This is a genomic window from Phytoactinopolyspora halotolerans (assembly GCF_010550675.1).
Classification (GTDB): Bacteria; Actinomycetota; Actinomycetes; order Jiangellales; family Jiangellaceae; genus Phytoactinopolyspora; species Phytoactinopolyspora halotolerans.
This window is the reverse complement of sequence record NZ_JAAGOA010000003.1, coordinates 83,449-97,919: the sequence shown is the minus strand read 5'-3', so window position 1 is coordinate 97,919 and position 14,471 is coordinate 83,449. Positions and strand designations below refer to the sequence as shown.

Genomic DNA, 14,471 nt, shown 5'->3' with positions numbered 1-14,471 from the left:
GCAGGGGCATATCGCAACGCGGTTCTCCTCGCAGGTGATGAGACCGGACAGGTCTACCTACCAACCTACAGACCGGTGTCCGCCGCGCCCGAGGCAGTACCCGGCGACGTGGACGCGGTAGACGTCGCCACGGACGCATCCGTGGAGGTGACCGCGGACGCCCTCGACCTGGCCTGCCGCCACATCAACAAGGCGACGGTCACCATCGCCGGCACGCCGACGGTCAGGAAGGTCATCGCGGCGACCTCCCACGCGACCGGGCCGACCGTCGCCAGCCGCATCGCGCCGACGGATCCCCCGGACAGCACCGCCAGCACCGACATGGCCAGCGACGCCGCCGCACCGGAACCGCCCGCCGCGAGCATGATGATGGACAGCGGTTCCTCGGAGAGACCCAGCCGGCGATACACCAGGAGTCCCGAGACGACTCCGGCCAGAACCGGCCCGAGCAGGACCGCCCAGATCCACGGGCTCGGCACGTCGGAGGGCAGCGCCCCCAGCGCCGGTACCGCGGGCACGATGCCGACCTGCACCCCGTCGGGCGCGATCACCGTCTCGGTCCCTACCGCGAACCCGGGTCCGAGCGCGAAACTCGTCGCCCACAGGATCGCGTTCGGCACCAGGACTGCACCGCCGACCGCCAGCACCGCGTCGCCCATCGTGCCGGCGTCCAGCGCGTCGGCGAGCGCACCGATCTGGCCCGCATTGCTGACGGTGCTGATCACCACCAGCACGACGCCACAGAGCGCGAGGCACGCCAGGGCCACCGCAGCTCCGGCGAGCGCGGCACGCACCTCCGGCGCCACGCGTTCCAGCCATTCCTCGTCGTAGCCGGTTTCGTGCACCACGCCGAGCCCGAAAGCCAGCAATGCCCACAGCGCGGCGACACCCGCCGCCGCGAACGGCGCGGCCGATACGTCGCCCGCGCCGGCGAAGATCGCCAACATCCAGGCGCCCAGGGCGTGCAGCACCATGGCGGGCGCGATCACGGCGACCATGCCTTTCGGCGTCGCGGTACCCGCCTGATGCGCCGCCCACCGTGCGGAACGGTACATGAGCAGCACGAACAGGACGGTCATACCCAGCGGCGCGAAGGTGAAGTCCGCATCGCCGACCTGCAGTCCGACCCGGTGCGACGCGAGCCAGATCCACGTGCCGAACCGCACCGGATCGGCCACTGGGCTACCGGCGCCCTCGGAGATCCAGACCGCCACCGGTGGAAGCACGCTCAGCGCGAGTCCTGCCACGAGCGCCCAGCCGGCCGCCAGCACCGACGCCAGCCACGGGACCCGCGACCCCCACGCCGGCTCGTCACGACGGAGCAACGGACGGGTCAGCAGATCAGACACCTTCTCATGGTCGCCGGTCAGCCCCTGAATCGGCCGCATCCCACGCCGACACATCAGGCCCGATCCATCCCCCAGCCCTAAATGATCATGTGAAGTGGGTTTTCTCGTGCCGTACCAGGTCTGCAGGCATGGTAGTGCTGGAGAAGACCTACTTCACATGATCATTTAGGCGGCGGCCTCGGGTGTCAGTCGGGGTAGGCGATGTGGACGTCACGCGGCGACGGCGCACCCTCGCCCGTTTCCACCAAGGACTTCAGGCTCATCAGATACGTCGCCCACTTGGTGCTGCAGTGGTGCATGAACTCCACCGGTTCCTTCCAGCCCTGGTGCTTGAACAGTACGATCGTGTAGTCGCCGTCCTGGCGGAGGTCCCAGTCGACGATCGTCCCGATCCACTCCTCCGGCCCGTCGACGACCCGCCACACCACGCGCTCGGACGGCCGCTGCTCGAGGACCTCCATGTCGAAGCCGCCCGGTGGGAACCGGAACTCGAGGACGCCGCCGACCTCGGCGCTGCCCTTGGTGTCGTCGGTCCACCAGCCGGCCAGGCCCTCGATAGTGGTCAACGCCTCGTATACCTTCTCCGGATTCGAGGTCTTGATCCCGACCCTGTGCAGAATATCTACCATTTCGACTCTCCTTGATCTCGTCAGTCTTCTTGTCGCTTTTCCTGTTGTGTGTTCTGGATCCGCTCGGCGATCCGCTTGATCCGCTGTAGCCGGGCGTCCCACGCGGCCCCGACCGAGGACAGCTGGGCCACCGCGCGCGCGAGCTGGGCTTCGTCCACCCGGTACCGCTTCTCCCGACCTGCCGGCGACGCCCGCACCAGGCCGACCCGGTCGAGAACGCTGAGGTGTTTCGCGACCGCCTGCCGGGTGACCGGCAGCTGCTGGCCCAGGGTGGTCGCGGTGCCCTCGCCCTGCATGAGCAGCAGGTCGAGCATCCGACGACGGGTCGGGTCGCCGACGGCGGACCAGAGGTCGTCGTCGATCCTCTCGGCCATCTCGGTACTCACGGCCGTGGCTCCAGCGTCGCGACGTACGGTGCCAGCCGCGATAGGAAGTAGTCCCACCCGGTGACGTGCTCGTGGTACTCCTTCTCAAGGACGGCGGCCTCCCAGCCCATCTCGCGGAAGCCGGTCTCGGTCATCTTCAGCAGAGTCCCGCTGCCCGACGGGGTCAGCTCGAACGTGACGAAGAGCGAGTTACCCTCCACCGCCACCGCGTCGGCCGGGTGTGTCCAGCGGAACGAGAACATCCGCGGTGGCCGCACGTCGACCACGGTGAACTGCACCGCCTGCCCGCCTGCGTCCGGATCGCCGAAGACGATCTCCCCGGATGATCCAGGCGTCGGGCTGTAGTGCGCCTCGTCCGGCCACCACTCCTTGAGATGGTCCGGACTGCTCACCACCTCGAAGACGATCTCCGGCGACGCGTCGATGTGGATCTCGCGCTCGATGGTTCCGAACTCCATGCCAGCCTCCTGCAACGTTTGGTTGCACAACAGCCTAGACCGGCCAGCCGAGTTATGCAACCATCGGTTGCACATCTACATCTTCGGCGCACCATGCAACCCGACCGCCGGGTCACAGGTCTTCATCGAGTAGAGGTGGTCGCGCCGCGGCTGCCACCGATTGGAGGAGTCGGCAGGGGTGGCTGAACTCATGGAGGTGACGGAGTTTGATGCGTTCTACAACGCGTCGAATCGTCGTGTCCTGCACCAGATGTACGCCATGACCGGCAACCTGGCCGACGCCCAAGAATGCACCCAAGAAGCCTTCGCCCGAGCCTGGCAACGCTGGAAAACCGTCAGCCAAGCCGACAACCCCGAAGCCTGGGTCCGCACCGTCGCCTGGCGCATCGCCGCCAGCCGCTGGCGCAAAGCCAAAAACGCCGTCACCGCCATGGCCCGCCACGGCACACCCGAGAACACCGCACCACCCAACCCCGACCACGTCGCCCTCGTCACCGCACTACGCCACATACCCGAAGCCCAACGACGCGCCATCGTCCTACACCACCTCGTCGGCATGAGCGTCGAAGAAATCTCCACCGAAACCGGCGCACCCACCGGCACCATCAAAGCCCGCCTCTCCAGAGGCAGATCCGCACTAGCCAAACTGCTCACCGACGACACCAGCATCGCGACGGGAGGTGAACAGCCGTGACGAATAACGCCGAGGACCCCCTTCACGAACAACTCGACGCGCTTCGCACGGACCTCACCGACGTCCACATGCCCGGACCCCACGCCGCCCGACGCCGCGGCGCGCGGCGCACCCGGAACCAGGTCACCGGCGCCGTCCTGGCCGGCGTCGCCGCCATCGCCATCGGCGTCATCGGCACCACCCAAGACGGCATCTTCGCCGCGCCCGAACCCGTTGGACCAACGCAGAGCCCCACCCCTGCGCCCACCGACATTCCTACCGTCGTGCCCAGTCCCATGCCCGACGAACAGCAAGAGACCGGTGCGGAGCTCTCCGAAGCGTTGATGACCGCAGACGACATCTCCGGCGACGAGCTGACCTGGACCGTCTCGGAGGAGCCGAATCCGGCCGTCGAATGCGGGCCGCCCATCAACGAAGCGGCTGTGCTCGACGAGGCGGGAATCGATTTCACGGCCGATGACGGCAACGGCATGATGCAGCACCTCATCCGTACGGAGTCGGAGACGGTCGCCGAAGAGTTGCTCGACGATATCCAGGACGAGATGGAGTCGTGCCTGCCGGAAAGCCCGGTGGAGGGCGAGCCGTGGAGATACAACGTCGGTGGCCTCGAAAATGTGGGGGAGGAAGGCTGGATCACGAGTTACTCGACCGATCCAGCCGACCAGGATGCCCCAGCTCCCACTGTCACCCTGGTCCGTTATGCCGACGTCGTCAGTGTCATGGTCCGCACAGAACCGACGCGTTCCAACGACGGATCGCTCGACCTCGAGACCCCGGCACAGGCGACGGCGCGGATGTGCGAGGTGCTATTCGAGACTACGTGCGTCGGTCAGCCCGAGTTCGACGACGGCCTCGGCGGCGACGCGAGCACCGACGACGGCGATACCGGCGACGGCGGCTAGGAAGGCTACGCCGCCAGGACGATTTCGCTCGCTCCTGAGCGTGCCGTCCACTGATGGTGCGGGATGCATGACAACATGCCCCAGTCCGATGCAACCGCCACCGGGACTCGCGAGTCTTGACGTGTAGAGACCAGCGGCGTGGCCACACCGCCTGAACCCCGGGACACCGCGGAGAAGAACGAGAGGATGACATGAGTAGGGAAGACGAGTTTGATGCGTTCTACAACGCGTCGAATCGTCGTGTCCTGCACCAGATGTACGCCATGACCGGCAACCTGGCCGACGCCCAAGAATGCACCCAAGAAGCCTTCGCCCGAGCCTGGCAACGCTGGAAAACCGTCAGCCAAGCCGACAACCCCGAAGCCTGGGTCCGCACCGTCGCCTGGCGCATCGCCGCCAGCCGCTGGCGCAAAGCCAAAAACGCCGTCACCGCCATGGCCCGCCACGGCACACCCGAGAACACCGCACCACCCAACCCCGACCACGTCGCCCTCGTCACCGCACTACGCCACATACCCGAAGCCCAACGACGCGCCATCGTCCTACACCACCTCGTCGGCATGAGCGTCGAAGAAATCTCCACCGAAACCGGCGCACCCACCGGCACCATCAAAGCCCGCCTCTCCAGAGGCAGATCCGCACTAGCCAAACTGCTCACCGACGACACCAGCATCGCGACGGGAGGTGAACAGCCGTGACCGACAACTTCGACAACGAACTACAACAACGGCTGAACTCTCTCAGCGCCGACACCACCGGCACCCACATGCCCGGACCCCACGCCGCACGCCGACGAGCCGCACAACGCACCCGCAACCAGATCACCACCGGCGCACTCGCCGGAATCGCCGTCCTGGCCATCGGCGTCATCGGCATCACCCAAGACCAGATGTTCACCGCACCCGAACCCGCGGAGCCGACCGACACCAGGACGCCGACGGTCTCCCCCACCACGCCGGACACTCCGGATGAGACCGACGACGCGACCCCGCCGGACGGCGACCCGACGCCACCGGACGGCGGCGGTGGCGGCGACGACATCCCGGACGATGCCTTCATGACCGTCGAGGACATCACGCCCGACGGCGAGGAGGGCGACGTCTTCCCGGAATGGACGGCGACCGACGCGCGTCAGACGCCGTTCGACTGCGCACCCGTGGCACCGGACGGAACCGACTACAGCGCCTACGAGAACGACGGCGACGGCCACTTCCTGCAGTTCATCGAGGAGACGGAGGACCCTGTCGCCCGGTTCTCGCAGATCCGCGCTGACCTGGAGCGCTGCGTCCGCGATCTGGAACAGAGCGACGAGGACCAGTACACCCAGATCAGCCAGACCTGGAACGTCTCCGGCATCGGCGACGAGGCTTGGATGGCCAACTACTTCGACCAGATGGAGCAACCCGACGACTTCTTCGTGGCGAACCTGGTCTCCGTCCGAATGATGCGGACCGGCAACTACGTGAACGTCGTGATCCAGGGTGGCCCAGGCCAGGACGACAACGCCAACATGGACACGGAAGATTCTGCGCTCTCCGGCGAGCGGCTTTGCGCTGCGTTCGGGACCGAGTGTGTCGGTGAAGTCGCGGCCGAGCAGACCGATCGCGAGCCGATCGGCGATATCGACGGCTGGCTGCGCGTGGACGACGTCGTCGCGGCGACCGGCTTGGAGGAGATCGTCGAAGGCACTGAGCCGCTCGAGGCCAACGACGGCGGCGGCCCACCAGGCTGGGCGCTCACCTACCTGCCGCTCGACCCGGAGAGCGCAGGTGCCACGTTCTTCCAGCGCCGCTTCTACCAGCAGAGCGACCCTACGGGCGCGGTCTACCTAAGCGTCGATCAGGAGATCGCCGAGTTCCCAGACGCCGAGACCGCCCGTGCGCACTACGAGGACATGGTCGCCGCCGCGGAGTCCTACAACGACGACGGACGCAACCTGGAGAACACCAGCTCAGTCGACGAAGGGAACCGGGCGATCTCCACCTGGCGAGAGGAAGACCAGGAGTTCGGCATCACCTTCGTCTTCGGCATCGCGCTGCAGGGCACTGCGATCACCGTCGTCAACCACGGTATCGACAGCGCCAGCGACCACGATGTCACAGCGGATCAGATGATGGACCTACTCACCCGCGCCGCCGACCGCCTGTCGGAGGAGGGCTGAGCACGACAGAGGTCGACAGCACCAAGGTTCCTTGAGCCGTCGCCCCCACAGCACCAAGCTTCCTCGTGCACCCCTTGACGACACCAAGGTTCCTTAAGAACTCGGGAGCGGCACCAAGGCTCCTCGGGCATGCCGCACTGCGACAACGCAGCCGCCTCGGGCCGTGCGGGGGCGCCGGCATCCAGCAACGGCAATGATGATCATGAGCCGCGGGCTCCATGATCCTCAGATGCGCCCGTGGAACGCGTCGAGGGCCGGACCTCCATCACGGAGATCCGGCCCTCGACGGACTTCAGCTTGATCGACCATGATCATCAAGGATCCGGGGGATCATCACACCCACGAGCCTCGATGATCATCGTCAGCCGTGCTGGAACACCTCGCGCATCAGGCGCGCGGTCTCGGACGGTGTCTTACCGACCTTGACGCCCGCGGCCTCCAGCGCCTCCTTCTTGGCCTGCGCCGTACCGGACGAACCGGAGACGATCGCGCCGGCGTGGCCCATCGTCTTGCCCTCCGGCGCGGTGAACCCGGCGACGTAGCCGACCACCGGCTTGGTCACGTGCTCCTTGATGTAGGCGGCTGCCCGCTCCTCGGCGTCGCCGCCGATCTCGCCGATCATCACGATCGCCTTGGTGTCCGGGTCGGCCTCGAACGCCTCCAGCGCGTCGATGTGCGTCGTCCCGATCACCGGGTCACCACCGATGCCGACGCAGGTGGAGAAGCCGATGTCGCGCAGCTCGTACATCATCTGGTACGTCAGCGTGCCGGACTTGCTCACCAGGCCGATCGGCCCAGAGTCCGTGATGTCTGACGGGATGATGCCGGCGTTGGACTTGCCCGGACTGATCACGCCGGGGCAGTTCGGGCCGACGATCCGCGTCTTGTTGCCGTTGCTCTGCGCGTACGCCCAGAATTCGGCGGTGTCGTGCACCGGGATGCCCTCGGTGATGACGACCAGCAGTTCGATGCCGGCGTCCACTGCCTCGATCACGGCGTCCTTGGTGAACTTCGGCGGTACGAAGGCCACCGACACGTTCGCGCCGGTCTTCTCCATCGCTTCGGCGACCGTGCCGTACACCGTCAGCACCGCGTCCGGATCGAACTCGGTGAAGTCCAGCTCCTGGCCGGCCTTGCGGGCGTTGACCCCGCCGACCACCTTGGCCCCGGACTTGAGCATGCGCTGCGTGTGCTTGGTGCCTTCGGCGCCGGTGATGCCCTGGACGATGATCTTGCTGTTCTCGTTGAGGAAGATAGCCATTGGTCTTCAGCCGTCCTTACTTCGCCGCCGCGAGCTCAGCCGCGCGGCGCGCGGCACCATCCATGGTGTCCACCCGTTCCAGCAGTGGCAGCGCCGCCCGGTCGAGAATGTCCCGGCCGACCTCCGCGTTGTTCCCGTCCAGACGGACGACGAGCGGCTTGGTCACGTCGTCGCCACGCTCCTTGAGCAGCTCGAAGGCGTGCACGATCCCGTTCGCGACGGCGTCGCACGCCGTGATCCCACCGAAGACGTTGACGAAGACGCTCTTCACGTCCTCATCGGAGAGGATGATCTCCAGCCCGTTGGCCATCACCTCGGCCGACGCGCCCCCGCCGATGTCGAGGAAGTTCGCCGGCTTGACCGAGCCGAATTCCTCGCCGGCGTACGCAACGACGTCCAGCGTCGACATGACCAGGCCGGCACCGTTGCCGATGATGCCGACCTCGCCGTCGAGCTTGACGTAGTTGAGGTCCTTCTCCTTGGCCCGCGCCTCCAGCGGGTCGGCCGCGGCCTTGTCCTCGAACGCGGCGTGGTCGGCGTGCCGGAACGAGGCGTTCTCGTCCAGGCTGACCTTGCCGTCGAGCGCGAGCACCTTCCCATCCGGCGTCTTCACCAGCGGGTTGACCTCGACCAGCGTGGCGTCCTCGGCGGTGAAGGTGGTCCACAGCTTCTGCAGAACCTCGATCACCTGGTCCCGCACGTCGGCGGTGAAGCCGGCCGCGTCCGCGATCTCCGCGGCCTTGACGGCGTCCACACCGGCCAGCGGGTCGACCGGGATCTTCGCCAGCGCCTCCGGCCGCTCGACCGCCAGCTGCTCGATCTCGACGCCGCCCTCCACGCTGGCCATCGCCAGGTACGTGCGGTTGGCGCGGTCGAGCAGGAAGGAGACGTAATACTCCTGCGCGATGTCGCTCGCCTCGGTGACCAGTACCCGGTGCACCGTGTGGCCCTTGATGTCCATGCCGAGGATCGCCTCGGCCTTCTCCTGCGCCTCGGCCGGGTTCTCGGCCAGCTTCACGCCGCCGGCCTTGCCGCGTCCGCCGGTCTTCACCTGAGCCTTGACCACCACCGCGGTGCCGATCTCCTCGGCAATGGCACGCGCCCGGTCGGCTGTCTCGGCTACGTTGCCCGGCAGCACCGGGACTCCGTGTTTGGCGAAGAGCTCCTTCGCCTGGTACTCCATCAGATCCACGCGGATACATCCTTGTCGTGTCTGTCGCGGTCCGTCCGTACAAATATGTGTAGCCACGCGAGTGGTGCCGCCGTGCGGCTTGACGAGCCCGTTTCCGACCTCTCGCTCTGCCGGAAATTGGCCCTATTCCACCAGTAAGGCCAAGTGAAGACTATCGACGCGGGCGTGGCGACCGGTAGTCGCCCCCTACTTCGCCCTGGACGGAACGACATTACGGTCACGTCCGCGACCCCGATGTCGTTCGTTACGCGCACCGCAAGGAACGACACCGCGGTCACCCGGCGACCACGATGTCGTTCCTTGCCGACAGCACCGAAAGTGCTGCCCGGGTGCTACCTGGGGCTGACCTGGATCCGCTCGGTGGCGGTCTCACCGTTGACCGTGACGGACAGCTGCGTCGCGCCTGCCTTCAGCGCGGTCAGCGTCCCCGTCGCCGGGTCCAGCGCGACGAAGTCACCCGGTTCGGCGTCCTCCGGGTCGCCGACGTGCACACCACGTCCGGACCAGTCGGCACTCACCGGCCACTCGACCGGGACCGTCCGGGCACCGTCGTCCTGCACCACCTCGGCCGAGACCTCGCCGGTCTGGCCGACCGGAAGCCGCCCGGGCACGTCCAGCGTCAAGGTGTCCACCCGCGGCAGAATCTCGACGCTCAGCCACTTTCCGCCCGAGCTCCCGCCGGACGCCCGGCCGCCCTGGGGATGGTCCGCATGCTGCGGCTGGATGCCGAGCAAGGTCCAGCCGGTGAATCCACCGTTGTCCGGCGTGCTGGCCGGGCCCTTGCCCGAGTTGCCGACCACCAGGTACGGCACGCCGTCCACCGACGACGCGTCGAAGACCCCGGCGTGACCACCGACGTAGATCGCCTGTTTGCCGCTCTCCGCTTCGAAGTCGGCCAGCCAGGTCTCCAGCATCGCCGCCTCCATCCGGTCGGCCAGCTGGCTGTTCGCCGTCGGCAGCGGGTCGTTCGGCGGGTGGTGACCGGCGACGACGACGCCCGTGACGGACGGGTCCTCGGCCGCGTCGTCCAGCGCTTCGCGCAGCGCGAGAATCTGGTCGAACTCGCGCCCGCCGGCACGCAGCGTCCCGTAGGCGGTGTTCAGCGTGACCACCCGCGTCCCGTCGATGTCGAAGATGTGCTGGGTGTCGCCGAACTCCTCGATGAAGTTCTCGATCGGGCCGCCCTGGATCTCGTGGTTGCCCGGCACGTAGTACCAGGGGAAGTCGGCCTCGCCCAGCTCCTCGTCGAGGATCTTCCGCGCCAGCGCGAAGTCCTCCGGCGCCGCCTCGTCGACGAAGTCGCCGTTGATGATCAGCACATCCGGGTCGGCGGCGACGATCTCTCGCAGCGTCCGGCGGGCGGCCGCCACGATGTCGCTGTCCGGGTTCCGTCCGACGAACTGGGCGTCGTTCATCACCGCGATCCGCTGGGTCGCGTCGTCGTTGGTGCCATCGGTGATCACCACCGGGTCCTCGAACCGCTCCGGCGACGGCAGCTCGACGTCCGGTGCGATCTCGACCGAGATGTCGCTGAAGGACGTCTCCCCGTTGTACCGGGCGTCGCCGCGTGGCTCCACCGAGTAGATGTCCCGGAACGTCAGCGGGTACTGAGTGCCCTCCGGAACCGAGAAGCTCAGCTTCTGCCAGCCGGTGAAGGTCGTGTACCCGCCGTTGAGCGTGATCAAGGTGCCCTGCGCGTCGTACAACCGCATCCGGATCCAGGACCCGTTGCCGTCGCCTTCCACCCAGGCGTTCACGGTCTGCGGCTGACCCGGCAGCTCGAACCGCTCCGGTGGGGCGGCGTATGCGGCGCGAGTGTTGGGCCCGGTGAAGTCGTATGACATCCGCACGCCTGACCGGCCGTCCGGCCCTTCGGTGGGCTCGATGGTTCCGCTGGCGCGGGCGAAGCTCACCGTCCAGTCGGCGGCGTCGGAGAAGTCGGCGACGGTCTCCTCGACCAGGCCGACGGTCACCGCCACCTGCGCCTCGACCCCGTCGACGGCAAAGGTGAGCAGCGCCGATCCGTCGTCGCTGAGCGGGTCGACGGTGTAGCCGGTGGTGTCCGGGATCAGTTCCACCACGCCGTCGCCACCGCTGACCTCCAGGTCGGCGGGTTCGATCGTGGTACGGAATCCCGCAGCGTCGTAACCGGTCAGCTCGATACGGCCGGTGCTGTCCGCATCGGCGAGCGGCACCAGGGTGGCGCTCGGGTCGATCCAGGCGAGCTCGTCCAGCACGGTGATCTCCAGCTCGCCTACGGCGTCCCCCTCGGAGGCGACGACCTTCGCCTCGCCGGGCTGCACACCGGTGACCTTCGCCGTCGCTCCGTCGCCGCTGATCTCGACCGCGTCGCCCTCGGCGGTCCACGACGGGGCCGCCTCGACCGGGTCGTGCGCCTCGTCGTGCCCGAGCGCGCTCACGGTGCGGGACAGGCCGGGGAAGACCCGTTCACTGTTCGCCTCGGTCGACATCCGGAACCCGGCGAGGGTGCCGGTGCCGCCGCCGGCGAAGATCGCCAAACCGTTCGATACCTGGCGCTCGGACCCATCCGACGGACTGTTGACCACGTCGTGGTCGGGGGTGGCCGGATCGCGGACCACCATGGTGGACGAGCCGCCGCCGTCGAGGTTCAACGCGTCGTGTGCGCCGAGGGAGTGCATGAATTCGCCCAGCTCGGCCAGGCTCATGCCGCGCGCGTGGGCCTGGCGGCCGTCGATCACGACCATGAAGACCTGGCTGCCGTCCTCGCTGACCCCGAGGGCGGTGCGCGGGTGCACGGCCGTGTCCGAGAACGTCTGCGGCTCTCCGTCCTTCACCAGGACCTGGTTGCCGCCGACGGCCGCGACGATGTCGTCGACGTCGGAGCGCAGCCCGTAGGTGACGTCGATCCGCATCCCCGGCTCGAGCGCCAGCAGCGCCTCCGCGCCGGCCTCGCGGCCGACGAAGACCTGCGTGTTCTCCGCGATCTCGCCGCCGCCGATCTCGGTGCCGACGTCGGTGACGACACCGTCGACGACGGTGACCTCCGCCGTGGTGGACGAACCGCCCACCGACTCGGCCCTGGTGTAGTCGCCCCACACCGAGGTGAAGACGCCGACGCCGCCGGCCGGAAGCCGGTAGGTGTTCACGCCGTCCAGGCCGAAGGCGGCGTCGCCGTCGACGGCGACCTCGCCCTCCAGGAAGATCTGGGCGAGTTCCAGTGCGCCGCTCTCGGTGACGGCGACGGCCTGGTTGCGCCCCGGCGACGGCCCGTTGACCACGCCGAGGTCCCGGCTCATTCCGACGCCGAGCGGCGCGTAGGAGTTGTTGATGTCGAAGAAGTCGCCGTTGATCGCGGCGGTGGCGCCGTCGCGCTCGGCACCGGCGCGGACGGTCTGCTGTTGCGTGACCTCACCGGAGAACTGGTAGTCGAAGGTGACGTCCGCGGCGGCGTCGATGGCGAGCACCGAACCGGACGTCCAGCCGTCGGCCTCCAGGCTGGAGAACGTGGTGAGCTCCATGCCGGGCGCGATCGAGAGCTCCTCGCTTTGCACCGGGACGGAATCCCCGGGTGCTCCGATCACCGCTCCGGCCGGCGCGGGGTCGGCGGTGTACGCGCCGGCGACTGGAGCGAGGATCAACCCCGCGCCGGCGACGGCGGCCGCGGCGAGCATGCTGCGTCCGCGTCTGCGGCGCTGGCCGGAGCGGCCAGGTTGCCGCGCCTGGCTCGCTAAGGATCCGGCATGATGATGCGTGGACTGTGTCGGCAACGACTGTTTGGACACAAATTCACCCCACTTGCGTAGACGGTGGGGCTATTACAGCGGATAGGTCTAGACCTCTGGTAGACCTAGGGCCGACGAATCGGTGAACGGCAACAGAAAGTCGAGGACGCCGGGCAGCCGCGCGGGATAAGGTCGGGCATCCACAAGGACTTGGTCGAGCGTCCACAAGGACTTGGTCGAGCGTCCACACGGGTAAGGTCAGGCATTCACGCGGGCACGATCGGGCATCCACGCGGGTGTGTGTCAGGCACTCATCCAGGAGCCCTGGCACCCTGACCGGGCAGGCAGGCATCCGCGCTTGGCGGACCGGACATCCGGCCGGCGACGTCAGGCATCCCCTAGGGACACGATCGTCTCCCGCCTTGAGAAATGACGGGCCATGTAGTCCGTCGTGTAGATTCCGGCCGCTCGCGCGCCGTCGTGTGCCTCGTCGTGTTGATTCCGCCCGCTCCCGGACCGTCGTGTGCCTCGTCGTGTAGATTCCGGCCGCGTCTATGGCCCGTGAGCTGGGCCGTGCTAATTCTGACCGCCCTGAGCAGCTATTCCTCCCACGACCGAAAACTCAACTGGCCAGAACCGGCATTCAACGGCCCACATTCACAACGCCCCACACGAGCCCGTGTTGACCGGCCCAACTCCACACGACGGCATACACAAGCGCGTCTTGGCCGACCACCTTCACACGGCATCTCTCACGAGCGCGTGTTGACCGGCCCACCTTCACACGACGGCATGCACGCCGGCGACGCCGCCGCCAACAGTCCCATGGCGACAGCCATCGGCATGATGACGACTATCCACATCACCGTTGTCGACGGCGCTCGAAGCCAGAGCCGCTCCCGAAACTCAGGCGGTCGAAGGCTCCATCGGGAACGTCCTGAAGCCCAAGCGCCGTAACCGGGTAGCGCCTTGAGTCTGGCCGGCAACTCAGCTCAGGTGGGCGCGTCGTTCCAGCTGCGCGACGCGCGGAGTGCAAAGCGACCCGACGCCTTGAACCGCCGGAACTCGGCTGTCAGTGCGGCTGGCGCTCGCGCAGCCCGTTCACCCAGTCCACGATCTCCTGAGTGCTGGCCCCCGGGGTGAAGATGCGTGCCACACCCATCTCTTCTAGCAGCGGGATGTCCGCATCCGGGATGATCCCGCCACCGAAGACCACGATGTCGGTCGCATCCCGCTCGGCCAGTAGTTCGAGCACCCGCTTGAACAAGGTCATGTGTGCGCCGGAGAGGATCGACAACCCGATCGCCTGCGCGTCCTCTTGGATCGCCGCCTCGACAACCTGTTCCGGCGTCTGGTGAAGCCCCGTGTAGACGACTTCCACGCCCGCGTCGCGCAGTGCACGCGCCACGACCTTGGCGCCGCGGTCGTGTCCATCCAGCCCTGGTTTGGCCACTACCACCCGCAATGGGTGCCCATGCGTCATCGGCTCCTCCACATGAGCAGGCTACCCGGGCAACGACCGGTTCCTCTACGTCCCGTTCGCTGAGACCGCTTTCCAGATGTGACGAAGATCACACGTCATAGCAGCAACCACACAAATGTGACGACCCTCACTGCGGAGCGTGAGTCCATGCAGGTCACAGCGAGGTCACGAAACCCGATCTCTCCCCTAGGGGTTCACCCTCAGGCAATGGATCCGTCGAAACCCCGTCGAGTCATTTGTGGTGCGGAGCAC

At 67.4% G+C, this 14,471-nt stretch carries 12 protein-coding genes; 4 read left to right on the top strand and 8 right to left on the bottom strand.

Annotated features, from left to right (window positions below; translation table 11 throughout):
- Positions 1 to 65: 65 nt before the first annotated feature.
- The 4 genes from G1H10_RS05055 to G1H10_RS05040 all read right to left on the bottom strand — a co-directional run bounded on the left by G1H10_RS05055 (position 66) and on the right by G1H10_RS05040 (position 2,822).
- On the bottom strand, positions 66 to 1,349 hold the full coding sequence (locus tag G1H10_RS05055) for a cell division protein PerM (RefSeq protein WP_163733627.1): 1,284 nt from the start codon (positions 1,347 to 1,349) through the stop codon (positions 66 to 68).
- Positions 1,350 to 1,534: 185 nt separating this feature from the next.
- A complete protein-coding gene (locus G1H10_RS05050; RefSeq protein WP_163733624.1) occupies positions 1,535 to 1,978 on the bottom strand; it encodes an SRPBCC family protein in 444 nt (147 codons plus the stop codon).
- A 20-nt stretch (positions 1,979 to 1,998) separates the two neighbouring features.
- Positions 1,999 to 2,364: an ArsR/SmtB family transcription factor gene (locus tag G1H10_RS05045; RefSeq protein ID WP_163733622.1), complete on the bottom strand. Its 366-nt coding sequence runs from the start codon at positions 2,362 to 2,364 to the stop codon at positions 1,999 to 2,001.
- Entirely contained in the window at positions 2,361 to 2,822 is a 462-nt protein-coding gene (locus tag G1H10_RS05040) for an SRPBCC family protein (protein WP_163733619.1), read from the bottom strand. Before G1H10_RS05040 ends, G1H10_RS05045 begins: the two co-directional genes overlap by 4 nt.
- A 190-nt stretch (positions 2,823 to 3,012) precedes the next feature.
- Between G1H10_RS05040 and G1H10_RS05035 the strand changes: the two genes are divergently transcribed.
- The 4 genes from G1H10_RS05035 to G1H10_RS05020 all read left to right on the top strand — a co-directional run bounded on the left by G1H10_RS05035 (position 3,013) and on the right by G1H10_RS05020 (position 6,579).
- Complete coding sequence (locus G1H10_RS05035; RefSeq protein ID WP_163734420.1) at positions 3,013 to 3,516, top strand: SigE family RNA polymerase sigma factor; 504 nt, start codon at positions 3,013 to 3,015, stop codon at positions 3,514 to 3,516.
- The gene (locus G1H10_RS05030; protein WP_163733618.1) at positions 3,513 to 4,418 is read left to right on the top strand and encodes a hypothetical protein; all 906 of its coding nucleotides are present in this window, start codon (positions 3,513 to 3,515) and stop codon (positions 4,416 to 4,418) included. The genes G1H10_RS05035 and G1H10_RS05030 overlap by 4 nt, the downstream gene beginning before the upstream one ends.
- A gap of 191 nt (positions 4,419 to 4,609) precedes the next feature.
- Positions 4,610 to 5,116 (top strand): SigE family RNA polymerase sigma factor, encoded by a 507-nt coding sequence (locus G1H10_RS05025; RefSeq protein ID WP_163733615.1) that lies wholly within the window; start codon positions 4,610 to 4,612, stop codon positions 5,114 to 5,116.
- Positions 5,113 to 6,579 carry a hypothetical protein gene (locus tag G1H10_RS05020; protein WP_163733613.1) on the top strand — a complete coding sequence of 489 codons (1,467 nt, stop codon included), beginning with the start codon at positions 5,113 to 5,115 and terminating at the stop codon, positions 6,577 to 6,579. Before G1H10_RS05025 ends, G1H10_RS05020 begins: the two co-directional genes overlap by 4 nt.
- A gap of 361 nt (positions 6,580 to 6,940) precedes the next feature.
- Here G1H10_RS05020 and sucD read toward each other — a convergent pair whose 3' ends face one another.
- The 4 genes from sucD to icmB form a co-directional block, all read right to left on the bottom strand.
- Positions 6,941 to 7,840, bottom strand: a complete 900-nt coding sequence (gene sucD / locus G1H10_RS05015) for a succinate--CoA ligase subunit alpha (protein WP_163733610.1) — start codon at positions 7,838 to 7,840, stop codon at positions 6,941 to 6,943.
- Positions 7,841 to 7,856: 16 nt separating this feature from the next.
- On the bottom strand, positions 7,857 to 9,032 hold the full coding sequence (gene sucC / locus G1H10_RS05010; RefSeq protein WP_163733606.1) for an ADP-forming succinate--CoA ligase subunit beta: 1,176 nt from the start codon (positions 9,030 to 9,032) through the stop codon (positions 7,857 to 7,859).
- Between the two features lie 332 nt (positions 9,033 to 9,364).
- A complete protein-coding gene (locus G1H10_RS05005; protein WP_163733601.1) occupies positions 9,365 to 12,685 on the bottom strand; it encodes a phosphodiester glycosidase family protein in 3,321 nt (1,106 codons plus the stop codon).
- A gap of 1,123 nt (positions 12,686 to 13,808) precedes the next feature.
- Entirely contained in the window at positions 13,809 to 14,219 is a 411-nt protein-coding gene (gene icmB, locus G1H10_RS05000; RefSeq protein WP_163733598.1) for a coenzyme B12-dependent isobutyryl CoA mutase small subunit, read from the bottom strand.
- Between the last annotated feature and the right edge of the window lie 252 nt (positions 14,220 to 14,471).

Coding starts and splice junctions, on each gene's coding strand:
- G1H10_RS05050 (WP_163733624.1), bottom strand. CDS start 1,978: ATGGTAGATATTCTGCACAGGGTCGGGATCAAGACCTCGAATCCGGAG.
- G1H10_RS05040 (WP_163733619.1), bottom strand. CDS start 2,822: ATGGAGTTCGGAACCATCGAGCGCGAGATCCACATCGACGCGTCGCCG.
- G1H10_RS05035 (WP_163734420.1), top strand. CDS start 3,013: ATGGAGGTGACGGAGTTTGATGCGTTCTACAACGCGTCGAATCGTCGT.
- G1H10_RS05025 (WP_163733615.1), top strand. CDS start 4,610: ATGAGTAGGGAAGACGAGTTTGATGCGTTCTACAACGCGTCGAATCGT.
- sucD (WP_163733610.1), bottom strand. CDS start 7,840: ATGGCTATCTTCCTCAACGAGAACAGCAAGATCATCGTCCAGGGCATC.
- G1H10_RS05005 (WP_163733601.1), bottom strand. CDS start 12,685: ATGCTCGCCGCGGCCGCCGTCGCCGGCGCGGGGTTGATCCTCGCTCCA.
- icmB (WP_163733598.1), bottom strand. CDS start 14,219: ATGACGCATGGGCACCCATTGCGGGTGGTAGTGGCCAAACCAGGGCTG.